The organism is Cupriavidus sp. HPC(L) (assembly GCF_000307735.3).
Lineage (GTDB): Bacteria > Pseudomonadota > Gammaproteobacteria > Burkholderiales > Burkholderiaceae > Cupriavidus.
This window is the reverse complement of record NZ_AMPR02000029.1, coordinates 1-13,560: the sequence shown is the minus strand read 5'-3', so window position 1 is coordinate 13,560 and position 13,560 is coordinate 1. Positions and strand designations below refer to the sequence as shown.

The window sequence follows — 13,560 nt, the reverse complement described above, 5'->3', positions numbered from 1 at the left end:
GCGGCGTCACCCGGCCGTCTGCGCCGCCGATGACGATCTGCTGGCGGTTCAGCCGCTCGGGCACGCGCGCCGGCGCGACCTCGATCCACAGCGGCTGGCTGGTGGAGGTGGCCGCTGCGGGCAAGGCGGCAGCGCCTGGCACCGCGGTGGCGGGCAGTGCGGCGCCCGCCTCGGCGCCATGCGCCAGCGTGTAATAGCGCGGCTCCGACGACGACGCGCAGCCGCCCAGCAGCAGCGTGCCGGCGCAGGCCGTGGCAAACATCGCGGCGCGCAGCCGGCGGGACAGGATTAGCGGGCCCTTCATCGTTGAGTCTCCGTCTTGCCGCGCAGCAGCGCTTCGGGATGGCGTTCGAGATAGTCGGTCAGCGTGCGCAGCGAGACCGCGGTGCGCGTCAGCTCCTGCAGCATGCGGCGCGTGTCCTGCTGCAGCGGCGCGTCGGACGACAGCGTGCCGTTGGCCGACTGGATCGTGCGGCGCGCATCCTGCAGCGCCGCCAGCACTTCCGGCGCGACGTCGCCCTGCAGCTGCGCGACCAGCTTGTCGGCGCTGGCCAGCGTGGTGTTCAGCTGCGCGACGGTCTTGCGCAGATCCTGGCCGATCTGGTCGAACGGCACCTTCTCGATCTTGCCGACGATGCTGCCCAGCTTGGCCTGCAGTTCGTCGAGCGCGCCCGGCATGGTCGGCAGCTCGGCGATCGCCGTATCGGGCGGCGCCTTGACCGGCTTGGCGTTGGGGAAGAAGTCGAGCGCCACGTACAGCTGACCGGTCAGCAGGTTGCCGGTGCGCAGCTGGGCGCGCAGGCCGCGCTCGATCAGCCCCAGCATCAGCTGGCGTGCGCGTTCGCGGTCGGCCAGGTCACGCTCGCGGAAGCCCATCCGCGACGGATAGAGCTCGACCACGACCGGCAGCCGGAACGACCGGGTTTCGCGCACGTAGTCGATGCCGATCGACCGTACCTGGCCGACCACCACGCCGCGGAAGTCCACCGGCGCGCCCGGGGCGAGGCCGCGCACCGATTGCTCGAAGTTCAACACCGCCAGCGTCGGCGCGAGCTCCTCCGGCTCCTTCATCGCGTCGGCCTGGTCGCCGGCCAGCAGGAACTGCGTGTTCTCCTTGGCGGCCTCGGTCACGTACGAATTGGGCGGCGCCTGGAAGGCGACCCCGCCGAGCAGCATCGTCACCAGCGACTGCGTATTGAGCTTGAAGCCGCCTGCATCGAGCTTCAGGTCGACGCCGCTGGCATGCCAGAAGCGCGTGTCCGCGGTGACCAGTTCGTCGTAGGGCTTGTTGATGAAGACCCGCAGCGTGATGTCGCGACCGGCCGGTTCCAGCTGGTAGGCGACCACCTGGCCGACCTGCACGCGCCGGTAGTAGACCGGCGAACCGATGTCGAGCGAGCCGAGGTCGGCGGCGCGCAGCACGAACTGCTTGCCCGACGAGTCGGTCGTGACGACCGGCGGGGTTTCCAGGCCGACGAACTCGCGCTGGGTTTCCTCGGACTTGCCGGCATCGACGCCGACATAGGAGCCGGACAGCAGCGTCTCCAGTCCCGACACGCCGCTGACGGCCAGCCGCGGGCGCACCACCCAGAAGCGCGTGTCCTTGACCGCGAAGTTCTCCGCGTCCTTGGACAGGTCGATGGTCGCGACAACATGCGAGCGGTCCGGCGCCAGCCGTACCTGCTTGACCAGGCCGATATCGACGTCCTTGTAGCGCACCGGCGTCTTGCCCGGGGCCAGCCCCTCGGCGGTGCGGAAGGTCACCTGGATCTCGGGGCCGCGCTGCGACAGCGTATGGAACAGCAGCGACAGCCCGACCACGGCGGCGACGATGGGGATCAGCCAGACCACCGACGGCAGCCAGCGCGCGCGGCGCCGGCGCGCCGGCTCCCGGGGCTGCGGCGGCTGCGGCGGAGGAGGGGAGGAGGAAAGGTTGTCCGGATCGGGCATCGAAAAAAGTCCAGCGTACGTCGGTGTTCGGTATGGGTGATCGGTTCGGTGATCAGTTCGGTGATCGGTTCGGTGTTCGGATCGGTGCCGGTATTCGGTAGCCGTCTCGGCGGCTTAGTGGTTCGCCCGTGCCGCAGCAGGGGCCGCACCGCCGGGCACCTCTCCTTCCCCGTGGTCGTTCGCGTGACCGTCCACGTGGTCGTGCGCATCCCACAGCAGCCGCGGGTCGAACGACAGCGAGGCCAGCATGGTCAGCACCACCACCATGCCGAACGCCGCCGCGCCGGTGCCCGGGTCGACCTGCGCCAGCGCGCCCGCGCGCACCAGCGCGGCCAGCAGCGCCACCACGAAGATATCGAGCATCGACCAGCGGCCGATCAGCTCGACCAGACCGTACAGCTTCGTCTGCTGCCGCAGCCGCCAGGTCGAGCGCAGATGCACCGACAGCAGCAGGAAGGTCAGGATCATCATCTTCAGCAGCGGCACCACGATGCTGGCGATCAGCACCACGATGGCGAGCATGCGCGAGCCCGACACCCACAGATAGATGATCCCCGACAGGATCGTGTCCTCCTGCGTGCCGAGGATCGAGCGGGTGATCATGATCGGCAGCACGTTGGCCGGAATGTACAGAATGTAGGCCGCCAGCAGAAAGGCCCAAGTCCGCGACAGGCTGGCCGGCTTGCGATGGTGCAGCGTCGCGCCGCAGCGGCGGCACGGCTCGCCTTCCTGGTCGAGCGGACTGAGCGCGTCGCAGGCATGGCAGGACAGCAGGCCCATCGACGTCGCGGTGGGCACCTCCGGCAGCGGCGTGCGCTCGTCGTCGTCGGCCAGCTCGTGCACCACGCCGGCGACCACCTCGCGCGAGCGGCGCAGCGCGCGCTGGCGCGCCGAGGGTTTGGGATCGGCTGGGTTCATCGCTGGCCGGCCTCCTGGCGCCGCTCGGCGTGGCGCCACAGGTCGCGCGGATCGTAGGTCAGCATCGTCGCCAGCACGATCACCAGCGCGCCGAACGACCACAGCGCGACGCCGGGCAGCACCTGGGCCATCGTCGACAGCTTCACCAGCGTGACCAGCACGCCCATCATGAAGACCTCGAGCATGCCCCAAGGGCGGGTCTGGCGGATGCCGCGCATGATCCGTTCGAAGCCCGGGGGGACGGTGCCGCGCATCAGCGGGACCAGCAGATAGGCCATCATCAGCATCTCGGTCAGCGGGAACACGATGGTGGTGGCGAACACCAGCAGTGCCACCAGCGTCATGTTGTCGGCATGCAGCGCCTGCACCGCGCCCCACAGCGTGGTCTGGGTGCGCACGCCCTGCAGGTCCATCTCGACGATCGGATAGGCGTTGGATACGACGAACAGGATCAGCGCGGTCAGCACCAGCGGCAGCAGCCGCCGATAGGCGCGCCGGCTCTCGTGGTACAGCTCGCCGCCGCAGCGCAGGCACTGCGCGCGCTCGCCGGGGCCGAGCACCATGCGGCGGTAGACCGCATCGCAATGTTCGCAGGCCACCAGCCGGTCCAGCTCCGCGCGGTCGGTGACGGCAGGGCCCGGCGGGACCCGCTCCATCGACTTCTCAACCGGATTGCCGGACGTCATTCGAACAGATCTCCCACTGCCCGCCTCGTGGGCGGGAAACACGTCAATATATCGGAATTTCGAAATGTGGCTTTGGAATCACGGCGCCGTACATCGCTGTCGAATGTCGGACGGTGCTTTCCTTCTTCCATCCTTGTTCCTCCGCCCATCACGGGGGAGAGGGCAGCTCCAATCGCCAGCCCATCCACCTTCGACCGCCCTCACAGCTTGTACGTCGACAGCAGGATGCTCGTCTCCGTCGCCGCGATCCCGTCGATCAGCCGGATCCGGTCCAGCGTCCGGTCGAAGGCCTCCAGCGTGTCGGCGCGCAGCTCCGCGATGATGTCCCAGCGCCCGTTGGTCGTATGCACCGTCTGCACGTTCGGCTCGCCCCGCAGCGCCTGCAGCACCTTGCCGATGCGGTTGCCTTCCACCGCAATCGTCGTCAGCGCGCGGATGCGATGCGGCTCCGCCTCGGGCTTGAGCCGCACGGTATAGCCGACGATCACGCCAGCCTCCTGCAGCTTGTCGATCCGGTTCTGCACGGTCGCGCGCGACAGCCGCAGCGCCTTGGCCAGCGCGGTGGTCGGGGTGCGCGCATTGTCGCGCAGCAGCGCCAGCAACTGGCGGTCGATGTCGTCCATGGCGGCTCGCTGTTGGTGCGGAAAAAGGGAGTTGGCATAACGCCAGCCCGTGCCGGCATTCTGTCATGGTCACCGCGCTTTTTGCGCATTTTGTGCGCTATCCGCTGGCGTCCATGTGCACCACAATCCATTCCGACAACAACTGACAACAACCCGAAATGGAAGGAGCGCCGGCGTGATCACCGAACCCACCATCCTGCTCGTCGAGCCGACCCACTACGACGTGTCGTACAGCATCAATCCATGGATGGACCCGCTGCGCTGGGCCGCCGATCCGCATGGCATGCATCGCGGCGCGCTGCGGGCCTTCGCCGAGCTCGGCGACGCGCTGCATGCGGCCGGCTTCGCGGTCGAGGTCGTGGCCGGCGAGCCCGGCCTGCCCGACATGGTGTTCCCTGCCAATGCCGCGGTGGTGCTCGACGGCCGCGCGCTGCTGGCGCGCTTCCGCTATCCGCAGCGGCAGGGCGAGGAGGCGCCGTTCGCGCGGATCTTTGCCGGGCTGCGCGAGCGCGGCCTGCTCGACGAGGTCGCGGCGCTGGCCGACGGCTGCTACCAGGAGGGTGCGGGCGATTGCATCTGGGACGCGGTGCGCGGCCACTTCTGGGCCGGCTTCGGCCAGCGTTCGGCGCGCTGCGCGGCCGACGCGGTGAGCGCGTACTTCGGCCGCGAGGTCGTCGCGCTGGAACTGGCCACCGCGCAGAGCTACCACCTGGACGTCTGCTTCTGCCCGCTGGCCGGCGGCGAGATCCTGTACTACCCGCCGGCCTTCACCGAGGCCTCGCTGCGCGAGCTGCACGCGCGCCTGCCGGCCAGCCAGCGCATCGAGGCGAGCGCCGACGATCTGCGGCACTTCAGCGTCAATGCGGTCAATCTGCACGACCGCATCGTGATGGCGCGCACCACGCCGCGGCTGCGCGATGCGCTGGGCAAGCGCGGCTATCGCGTGCAGGAGGTCGATCTCGCGCCGTTCATGCTGTCGGGCGGTGGCGCCTATTGCATGACGCTGCGGCTCGATCGCAGCAGTGGACTGCAGCAAGGGAGCGGCGTAGCCGGCGACGAAGCAGCGGGCGGGCAGGCCACGGTCGCCGCAGCCTGACGCACGCACACCGCTTCAGAGCATACCGACGAGGAGACGACGATGAAGGAAACCGCGATGACCCGCTTCCTGGACGCGACGGCAGTCGCGGCCCTGGTGCGCAGCATCGGCGTGCCGACCGCACTGCGGCAACTGGCCGAACACGTGCGGCAGGACTTCCTGCGCTGGCAGCGCTTCGAGAAGTCCGCCCGGCTGGCCAGTCATTCCCCGGTCGGCGTGATCGAGCTGATGCCGGTCACTGATGGCGAGCAGTACGCGTTCAAATACGTCAACGGCCATCCGCGCAACGCCGCGCACGCGATGCCGACCGTGATGGCGTTCGGCGCGCTGGCCGAGGTGTCGACCGGTTTTCCGGTGCTGCTGGCCGACATGACGCTCGCCACCGCGCTGCGCACCGCGGCGACCTCGGCGGTGGCGGCCAGGGCCATGGCCCCGCACGGCACCACGACGATGGCGCTGATCGGCAATGGCGCGCAGGCCGAATTCCAGGTGCTGGCCTTCCACGCGATGCTGGGCGTGCGCGAGATCCGCGCCTACGATGTCGACCCGGCGGCGACCGCCAAGCTGCGGCGCAACCTGGCGGGCCTGAGCGATAGCGGCGCGCTGCACATCCTGCCGGTGGCGTCGGTCGACGAGGCACTGGCCGGCGCGCACATCGTCTCCACCGTGACCGCCGACAAGACCCGCGCGACGATCCTGCGCGACGAGCAGATCGCGCCGGGCATCCATATCAACGCGGTCGGCGGCGACTGCCCCGGCAAGACTGAGCTGGCCCCGGCCCTGCTGCGGCGCGCGCGCGTTGCGGTCGAGTACGAGCCGCAGTCGCGGCTCGAAGGCGAGATCCAGCAGATGCCGGCCGATTTCCCGGTCATCGAACTGTGGCGGATTTTGAGCGGCGAGGTCCCCGGCCGCACCACGGTCGAGGATGTCACGCTGTTCGATTCGGTCGGCTTCGCGCTGGAAGACTATTCGACGCTGCGCTGGCTCCATGCCGCCGCCTGTGCACGCCATGCGGGGCGCTTCGTGGAGCTGGTCGCCACGCCCGACGATACCCGCGATCTGTATGGCTGGCTGATGCGGCAGGACGAAATGCAGCGCGGCGCGCGCCGGGTAGCGGCGTGACGCCATCGTTCGTAGACGCAAACCTGTCGTCCCCGCGTACGCGGGGATCCAGCGGCGTTCAGAGACACTGGGTTCCCGCCTGCGCGGGAACGACCCAATAGAAACCGGGGGGCTACACCCACACCGCCGGATGGCGCATCAATCGCTGCACCCGGACGAAGGCCTCGACTTCGTCGTCGGTCGGCGCCTTCAGGAACACCATGATGCCCCAGCGCTGCAAGGTCTCGGCCATGCCGCGCGCCGCCTCGTCGGGCGCAACGACGGCGAACAGCACATGGCGCGCGGTGCAGAACGACTGCAGCTTCTCGAGCGGCTCGAGGTCGCTTTCGCGCAGGCGCTCGACCTGGCACAGCACCAGCGTCGGGTGCGAATCGCCGGCGCCCATATAGGTGATCAGGGTCGCCTTGCCGCGCGTCAGCACGGTCCTCTCGAACGGCGACCGGTGGCTCGACATGCCGGCGCAGGATCTGGGATCGGGCTTCATCGCGGGGCTTCCTGGCAGGGAACGGGCCGGGCCGGCCGCCGTGCGGCCGCTCCGGGCATCGTGCCGCGAATCGTGGCCGCGGCGCTTTGCGCTGAGTATCCCCGTTGCGGCGGGCGCTGCTCTGTTCGCTAGCGGACAGAGGCAGCGGGGCCGGAACCGGCCCGGCAGGGCGCCGGCACGGCCCCGCTGCCTTCGCCTACAGCCCGTACTTCCTGACCTTGTCGAACAGCGTCGTCTTGGCCACGCCCAGCGCCTCGCTGGCCCGGCTCAGGTTCCCTTCATGCCGGCGCAGCGCATCGGCAATCAGCGCCCGCTCGAACTGCTCCACCGCCTGCGCCAGCGGCAACAGCGCCGGCTCTTCCGTGCCCTGTTCGGGATTGCAGCCCAGTCCCAGCACATGCCGCTCGGCGAGATTGCGCAGCTCGCGCACGTTGCCCGGCCACGGATAGGCGACCAGCCGCGCCAATTCGGCGGGGGAGGCCGGCCGCGCATCGCGCTCGAAGCGCAGCGCCGCCTGCGCGACGAAGTGGTCGAACAGCAGCGGCACGTCCTCGCGCCGTTCGCGCAGCGGCGGCAGTTCCAGCGTGATCACGTTGAGCCGGTAGTAGAGGTCGGCGCGGAACTGGCCGGCGTCGGACAGCGCCTTCAGGTCGGCCTTGGTCGCCGCCACCACGCGGGCGTCGACCGGCACCGGCGTGTTGGAGCCGAGCCGCTCGACCACGCGCTCCTGCAGCACGCGCAGCAGCTTGATCTGCATCGACATCGGCATGCTCTCGATCTCGTCGAGGAACAGCGTGCCGCCCTCGGCGTGTTCGATCTTGCCGATGCGGCGCTTGGCCGCGCCGGTGAAGGAGCCGGCCTCGTGCCCGAAGATCTCGCTCTCGAACAGCTGCTCGGGCAGTCCGCCGCAATTGATCGGCACGAAGTTGCGCGCGTGGCGGGTGCTGGCGTCGTGCAGGCAGCGCGCCACCAGTTCCTTGCCGGTGCCGGTCTCGCCGTGGATCAGCACGTTGGCGCTGGTGTCGGCGAGATCCGCGATCAGCCGGCGCAGCCGCTCCATCGCCGGCGACACGCCGATCAGCCGCGCCTCGAGCCGTTCGCGGCCCGCCAGCCGGTCGCGCAGTTCGGCGACCTCGAGCGCGAGCCGGCGCTGTTCGAGCGCGCGGCGCGCGACCTCGACCAGCCGCTCGGGGGCAAAGGGCTTCTCCAGGAAGTCGTAGGCGCCTTGCTTCATCGCCTGCACCGCCAGGCCGACGTCGCCATGGCCGGTGATCATCATCACCGGCAGCGCGGCATCGCGCGCCTTCAGCTGCGTCAGCAGCGCCATGCCGTCGATGCCGGGCAGGCGGATGTCGCTGACGACGATGCCGGGGAAGTGCGGGGCCACCGCCTGCAGCGCGGCCTCGGCGGTGCCGACGGCGCGCGTGGCGATGCCTTCGAGGCGCAGCGCCTGTTCGCAGCCGAGCCGGACGTCGGGGTCGTCCTCGACGATCAGCACCGACAGGTCATTGAGTTTGGGCGCCATCGTGCGTCTCCTTGCCGGCCATCGGCAGCACCATCGTGAAGCAGGCGCCGCCGTCGGGATGATTGCTGGCGACCAGCGTGCCGCCGTATTCGTCGAGGATGCCGGCCGACAGCGTCAGGCCAAGGCCCAGGCCCTGTCCGGCCGGCTTGGTCGTGAAGAACGGTTCGAACAGCCGCGCGAACGCTTCCTCGGACAGGCCGGGACCATTGTCGCGAATGGTGCATCGGACCATGCCTTCGGCCACGGCCGCGCGCAGTTCGAGCCGCGGCGGCTGCGGCCGTTGCGCCGGACCGGCCGCCATCGCGTCGAGCGCGTTGCCGATCAGATTGACCAGCACCTGCTCGAGCCGGTTGGGGTCGCAGGCGACCGCGAGCGTGCGGTCGACATCGCGAACGATCTCGGGCCGCACCGCCTGCACGCGCGTCTCCAGCAGGAACAGCGCGTTGTCCACCGCATCGGCCAGCAGCGCGCTGCCCTTGCCGTTGCGGCCCGGCTTGCGGGCGAACGACTTCAGCGCGCCGGTGATGCGGCCCATCTTCTCGACCAGGCCGATGATGGTGCCGAGGTTGTCCTGGGCCGTGGCCAGGTCGCCGCGCGCGAGGAATTTCTGCGTATTGCCCGACAGCGTGCGCAGCGCGGCCAGCGGCTGGTTCAGCTCGTGCGCGATGCCGGTCGACATCTGTCCGACCGCGGCCAGCTTGCCGGCCTGCAGCAGGCCGTCCTGCGCCTGGCGCAACTCGCGCTCGGTGCGGATCCGTTCGGCGATCTCGGTCTGCAGCAGATGGTTGGCGCTGGTCAGGTCGGCGGTCCGCTCGGCGACCTTGCGTTCGAGCTCGCTGTTGGCGGCCTCGAGCGCGGCGCGCGCGGCCAGCCGCTCGCTGACGATGCGCCGGCGCACGTTCCAGGCGGCGCCGAGCAGCAGCACGAAGGCGGTCAGCACGCCGCACAGCGCCGCGGTGTTCAGCGCCGCCATGCGCGCCTGCGAGGTATCGGTCAGCAGCGTCAGCTGCCATTCGGTGCCGGGCAGCATCGCGTTCTGTTCGAGCATCGACGGGCCGCGGCGCATGCGCACCAGCGCGTCGCCGTTGTTCATCGCGCGCACGCGGGTGAACTCGAGCGGCGCCAGCGGCGCGCGGTTGTACTGCAGGCTGCGGTTCAGCCGCTCGCGCTGCGCGGCGCTCAGCTCGCGGCGGGCGCGCAGTTTCCACGACGGCTCGGAAGCGAGGATCACGACGCCGTTCTCGTCGGACAGCAGCATCTGCATGTCGGCGCTCTGCCAGCGCTGCTCCAGCGGCTCGAGCCCGACCTTGACCACGGCGACGCCGCCGGGGCGCTGGCCGTTGCCATTGCCCAATGGCGCCGACAGGTAGTAGCCCGATTCATCGCGCGTGGTGCCGACGCCGTAGAAGCGGCCGAGCTGGCCGTCGATCGCGGCCTGGAAGTAGGGGCGGAAGCTCAGGTCCTCGTCCAGGTAGCTGTCGGGGCGCTGCCAGTTGCTGGTGGCGCGCACGCGCCCCTGTCGGTCGAGCACGAACACCGCCAGCGTGCCGGCGCGCGCATTGACCGCGGCCAGGTGCGCATTGGCCGCGGCGACGCGGGCCGGATCGTCGGGGCGGGCCAGCAGCGCGCTGATTTCGTCGTCCAGCGACAGCAGGCTCGGCACGAAGTCGTAGCGCGCCAGTTCGCTCGACAGCGCCTGACCGTACAGCCGCAGCTGCACCTGGCCGCGCTCTGCCTGGCGGGCCAGCGCGGCGTCGAACGTATAGAGGTAGCCCAGCCAGCCGGCCAGGCCGACCAGCCCTGCCAGCGCCAGCAGCGCAAGCAGCTGCGCGGCGGCCGCCATGCCGCGCTGGCGGCGGGGCGGGCGATGGTGCGGAGATCGGGCCGGTCGGGAAGGGGCGGAAGGGGACGAAGACGACACGACGGAGGACTGGCGATTCGGCATTGCGGTTGTCTGCATGCGCTTCCTTTTATCACACCCGGTGAGCCAGCTCGGGAATGCCATCGCCAAAGAAAAAGGCCCGGCCGCCGGATTGGCGGTCGGGCCCCTGGCACGCCCCGTGGAGCAGGCAGGGAGGCTACTTGCTTGCGAGGACCTGGACGGGTGCCAGGTCGGTAGCGCCGTCGTCAGCGGTGTCGTCCGCTTCTTCCGGCACCGGCGCGCCGATCGCGCCTTCGCTTTTGGCGACGACGGTCGTGGCAATGGCGTTACCGAGCACGTTGGTGACGGTACGGCCCATATCGAGGACATGGTCGATGCCCAGCACCAGCAGGATGCCGGCCTCCGGCAGGCCGAACATCGGCAGCACGGCGGCGACCACCACCAGCGAGGCGCGCGGCACGCCGGCGATGCCCTTGCTGGTGACCAGCAGCACCAGCAGCATCGTGATCTGCTGGGTCAGCGTCAGCTCGATGCCGTAGACCTGCGCGACGAACAGCGCCGCGAACGAGGTGTACATGATCGAGCCGTCGAGGTTGAACGAGTAGCCGAGCGGCAGCACGAAATTGGTGATGCGCTCCTTGACGCCGAAGCGGGTCAGCTGGTCGATCACCTTCGGATAGGCCGACTCGCTGCTGGCGGTGGCGAAGCCGATCATCAGCGGCGCGCGCAGCGTCTTCAGCAGGCGGAACACGTCGCGGCCGAGGAACAGATAGCCGCCGAAGATCAGCGCGACCCACAGCAGCGCCAGCGCCAGATACAGGCTGCCCAGCAGCTTGGCGTAGACCGTCAGCACGCCCAGGCCTTCGGCGGTGATCACCGCGGCGATGGCGCCGAACACGCCGACCGGGGCGAACGCCATCACATAGTTGGTGACCTTCAGCATCACCTTGGCCAGGCCCTCGATCGCCGCCAGCAGCGGCTTGCCGGGACCGTCCTTGACGGCGCCCAGCGCGAAGCCGAAGAACAGCGAGAACACCACGATCTGCAGGATCTCGTTGTTCGCCATCGCCTCGGCGATGCTCTTCGGGAACATGTGGGTGACGAAGTCGCGCAGGTTCAGCGCGCCGGTCTTCAGGTTCGAGGTGGCGTCGGCGGGCGGCAGCGGCAGGTTCATGCCATGGCCCGGCGTCAGCAGGTTGGCCATGACCAGCCCGAGCAGCAGCGAGGTCACCGAGGCGATCACGAACCAGCCCATCGCCTTCATGCCGATCCGGCCCACCGCCTTGCCGTCGCCCATGCTGGCGATGCCGCTGACCAGCGTGGCGAACACCAGCGGGCCGATGATCATCTTGATCATCCGCAGGAACACGTCAGTCAGGATCGACAGATGGCCGGCGATCGATTTGGCCGCGGCGGCGTCGGGCGCCAGGTGGTGCGCGGCGGTGCCGGCCAGCAGGCCGAGCAGCATGGCGAACAGGATCAGGGTAGGCAGTCGGTTCAGTTTCATCGTGATTCAAACCTGAGGCGTCCGGCACGGGGCCGGACAGCTTGGGAAACGAAAGACGCGCAAGGCGGCGCACCGCCCCGCACAGGTCGACGGACGCCGAGGCGCCCGCGCGGCGACGCGCGCCCGCTTCAGGGCAGCGGGCGCGGACGCGGTCGGGAACGCTGTGTGGGCCAGGCAGGCGGGGTGGGGGCAGCCATGTCGTTTCCTCCATCGTTCTGGCGCAGCCGGGGGGCGGCGGCGCTATTGATGGGGGCCCTAGTTCGCACGAGGCGTGCCAGCTTGCGAAGGCGGAAGGTGCCGTGCAAGTGCTTGAAACGAAAGGAAAAAGTTTGGTGCTTCGGCGACAGCGTTCGGATTTCCGGGTGCGCGTGCCGTCGGCGTGTTCGGATTTCCGAACGGCGCGTCAGCCGATCCCGATGGTCACGGGGCCGAGGACATGCCGGCGTCGCCGCCTGCGCGCCGCCACGCGCCGCCGGCGGGTCTGAGCGCGCGTGCCCGTTCCAGCAGCCGATCGAGCGCCCGCGTCGCCAACCGCAGCGGCCACGGTACCTCGCGCCGGCAGAAGGCGATCTTGCGCACATGGCCGTCGACCTCCCACAGCCAGGTCGTATGCGCCGGGAAATGTCCGACGTCGCCGGCGCGCAGCGTGCGGACCTGTCCGCCGGGGCTGGTCACGCGCACCTCGCCGTCGAGGATCAGCACGGTCTCCTCGACGCTGAAGCGCCAGGCGAAGGCCCCGGCGCTGCACTCCCACAGATGCGTGGACGCCAGTCCGTCGCGTGCCATCGCATGCGTCGCGGCGCGCGCGTGCGGCTGGCCGGCGCGCACCCAGTCCGGTTCGATCGGGCAGTCCTCCAGCGTCATCGCGTCGACGCGGCTGAACACGCCTTCGGTGCGCGCGTCGTGCGCGGGGGCGGACCTGCGTGGCGGCATGGCGCGGTCTCCTGTCTGTTGCGGTAGCGCGAAAGCGTCCGGGACGGGCGTTGGCCCAGCGTAGCCAGGCCGCATACCCGGTCTCTGTGCGTTCACGCACGATGCCATCCCGCCTTTGCGGACCAAGATCGAGCCGAGGTTCTTCCGATTCGCTTGCCCGGAAACTAAAGAAGCACGCATTCCGCGTGACTTTTGCAGTTGCACACGTCGTACATTCCCGCCATCCCGAATTCGATAGTGCGCCGCACCATGCGGTGCGTCGGTCTTGTGTCTGCAGTGTATTTGCGACGTGTCGCCCGCCGACGCCGGCGACCGTTGCGGGGAAGACCATCATGCCTCCAACCGGTTTTGCATCCTCCTTTGCGGGTTCACCGCTGACGACGCCCTGGCGGCAGGGCCCGCTGCCGCCGTCCCCGCCAGTCGGCAAGGTCGGCGCCGACGCCGCGGTGCTCGGCGGTGTGGTGTGCCGCATCACCGCGCACAAGGCCAAGCGGCCGTTTTCCCGGCTCGGCAAACTCGAGGCCGCGCTCTATGTGTGCTGGGACGCCGTGGCGGTCGCGTTGACCTCGGCGCGCGCCGCGCAACTGCCCGCGATGCTGCGCGACGGCGTGCCCCCCGGTTTCTTCGCCACGCTGAGCTTCAAGATCGGCGCCGCAATGCCGTTGCTGGCGGCGGTGGAGATCGCCGTGGCGTTTGGACGATTCCGCGGGGCGGTCGCCAAGCGCGGGCGCCTGGACGCGCGCCTGCGAGACAGCGCGGCCGATCACCAGCTGTGCGAGGCGGCGTTGCGCCGGCGGCTGGCATCGCGCACCGAGGCGGCGCTGCCGGCCGAGC

General features: G+C 69.8%; 12 protein-coding genes and 1 pseudogene. 3 read left to right on the top strand and 10 right to left on the bottom strand.

The genetic code is table 11. From position 1 onward, the window contains the following. The 5 genes and pseudogenes from B551_RS03060 to B551_RS03040 form a co-directional block, all read right to left on the bottom strand. Positions 1-304, bottom strand: a pseudogene (locus B551_RS03060) (ABC-type transport auxiliary lipoprotein family protein); the annotation flags it as partial. Beyond that, a complete protein-coding gene (locus tag B551_RS03055; RefSeq protein ID WP_006577949.1) occupies positions 301-1,950 on the bottom strand; it encodes an intermembrane transport protein PqiB in 1,650 nt (549 codons plus the stop codon). The pseudogene B551_RS03060 and the gene B551_RS03055, both read right to left, overlap by 4 nt. Before the next feature lie 114 nt (positions 1,951-2,064). Further along, positions 2,065-2,868, bottom strand: coding sequence for a paraquat-inducible protein A (locus B551_RS03050; protein WP_006577950.1), 804 nt, complete (start codon positions 2,866-2,868; stop codon positions 2,065-2,067). Then, positions 2,865-3,524, bottom strand: a complete 660-nt coding sequence (locus tag B551_RS03045) for a paraquat-inducible protein A (protein ID WP_043437098.1) — start codon at positions 3,522-3,524, stop codon at positions 2,865-2,867. Before B551_RS03045 ends, B551_RS03050 begins: the two co-directional genes overlap by 4 nt. Positions 3,525-3,754: 230 nt before the next feature. Further along, positions 3,755-4,177 (bottom strand): Lrp/AsnC family transcriptional regulator, encoded by a 423-nt coding sequence (locus tag B551_RS03040; RefSeq protein ID WP_006577952.1) that lies wholly within the window; start codon positions 4,175-4,177, stop codon positions 3,755-3,757. A 175-nt stretch (positions 4,178-4,352) separates the two neighbouring features. On the opposite strand from B551_RS03040, the gene B551_RS03035 reads away from it, so the two are divergent. Both B551_RS03035 and B551_RS03030 read left to right on the top strand, forming a co-directional pair. Further along, positions 4,353-5,273 (top strand): dimethylarginine dimethylaminohydrolase family protein, encoded by a 921-nt coding sequence (locus tag B551_RS03035; RefSeq protein WP_006577953.1) that lies wholly within the window; start codon positions 4,353-4,355, stop codon positions 5,271-5,273. A 42-nt stretch (positions 5,274-5,315) separates the two neighbouring features. Next, positions 5,316-6,395, top strand: coding sequence for an ornithine cyclodeaminase (locus B551_RS03030; RefSeq protein WP_006577954.1), 1,080 nt, complete (start codon positions 5,316-5,318; stop codon positions 6,393-6,395). Between the two features lie 112 nt (positions 6,396-6,507). Here B551_RS03030 and B551_RS03025 read toward each other — a convergent pair whose 3' ends face one another. The 5 genes from B551_RS03025 to B551_RS03005 all read right to left on the bottom strand — a co-directional run bounded on the left by B551_RS03025 (position 6,508) and on the right by B551_RS03005 (position 12,726). Beyond that, complete coding sequence (locus B551_RS03025) at positions 6,508-6,879, bottom strand: hypothetical protein (protein ID WP_052511248.1); 372 nt, start codon at positions 6,877-6,879, stop codon at positions 6,508-6,510. Positions 6,880-7,075: 196 nt separating this feature from the next. Next, positions 7,076-8,404 (bottom strand): sigma-54 dependent transcriptional regulator, encoded by a 1,329-nt coding sequence (locus B551_RS03020; RefSeq protein WP_006577956.1) that lies wholly within the window; start codon positions 8,402-8,404, stop codon positions 7,076-7,078. Further along, positions 8,385-10,247 carry an ATP-binding protein gene (locus tag B551_RS03015; protein ID WP_006577957.1) on the bottom strand — a complete coding sequence of 621 codons (1,863 nt, stop codon included), beginning with the start codon at positions 10,245-10,247 and terminating at the stop codon, positions 8,385-8,387. Before B551_RS03015 ends, B551_RS03020 begins: the two co-directional genes overlap by 20 nt. A 235-nt stretch (positions 10,248-10,482) precedes the next feature. Beyond that, positions 10,483-11,793: a dicarboxylate/amino acid:cation symporter gene (locus B551_RS03010; protein WP_006577958.1), complete on the bottom strand. Its 1,311-nt coding sequence runs from the start codon at positions 11,791-11,793 to the stop codon at positions 10,483-10,485. A 420-nt stretch (positions 11,794-12,213) separates the two neighbouring features. Continuing rightward, complete coding sequence (locus tag B551_RS03005; protein ID WP_006578823.1) at positions 12,214-12,726, bottom strand: cupin domain-containing protein; 513 nt, start codon at positions 12,724-12,726, stop codon at positions 12,214-12,216. A gap of 332 nt (positions 12,727-13,058) precedes the next feature. On the opposite strand from B551_RS03005, the gene B551_RS03000 reads away from it, so the two are divergent. Next, a partial coding sequence (locus B551_RS03000) for a hypothetical protein (protein WP_043437085.1) occupies positions 13,059-13,560 on the top strand: 502 nt, incomplete at its 3' end.

What these genes read in the sequence shown, in the direction of transcription:
- B551_RS03010 (WP_006577958.1), bottom strand. Translation starts at nt 11,793, where the DNA reads ATGAAACTGAACCGACTGCCTACCCTGATCCTGTTCGCCATGCTGCTC.
- B551_RS03050 (WP_006577950.1), bottom strand. Translation starts at nt 2,868, where the DNA reads ATGAACCCAGCCGATCCCAAACCCTCGGCGCGCCAGCGCGCGCTGCGC.
- B551_RS03015 (WP_006577957.1), bottom strand. Translation starts at nt 10,247, where the DNA reads ATGGCGGCCGCCGCGCAGCTGCTTGCGCTGCTGGCGCTGGCAGGGCTG.
- B551_RS03025 (WP_052511248.1), bottom strand. Translation starts at nt 6,879, where the DNA reads ATGAAGCCCGATCCCAGATCCTGCGCCGGCATGTCGAGCCACCGGTCG.
- B551_RS03040 (WP_006577952.1), bottom strand. Translation starts at nt 4,177, where the DNA reads ATGGACGACATCGACCGCCAGTTGCTGGCGCTGCTGCGCGACAATGCG.
- B551_RS03045 (WP_043437098.1), bottom strand. Translation starts at nt 3,524, where the DNA reads ATGGAGCGGGTCCCGCCGGGCCCTGCCGTCACCGACCGCGCGGAGCTG.
- B551_RS03030 (WP_006577954.1), top strand. Translation starts at nt 5,316, where the DNA reads ATGAAGGAAACCGCGATGACCCGCTTCCTGGACGCGACGGCAGTCGCG.
- B551_RS03020 (WP_006577956.1), bottom strand. Translation starts at nt 8,404, where the DNA reads ATGGCGCCCAAACTCAATGACCTGTCGGTGCTGATCGTCGAGGACGAC.
- B551_RS03005 (WP_006578823.1), bottom strand. Translation starts at nt 12,726, where the DNA reads ATGCCGCCACGCAGGTCCGCCCCCGCGCACGACGCGCGCACCGAAGGC.
- B551_RS03055 (WP_006577949.1), bottom strand. Translation starts at nt 1,950, where the DNA reads ATGCCCGATCCGGACAACCTTTCCTCCTCCCCTCCTCCGCCGCAGCCG.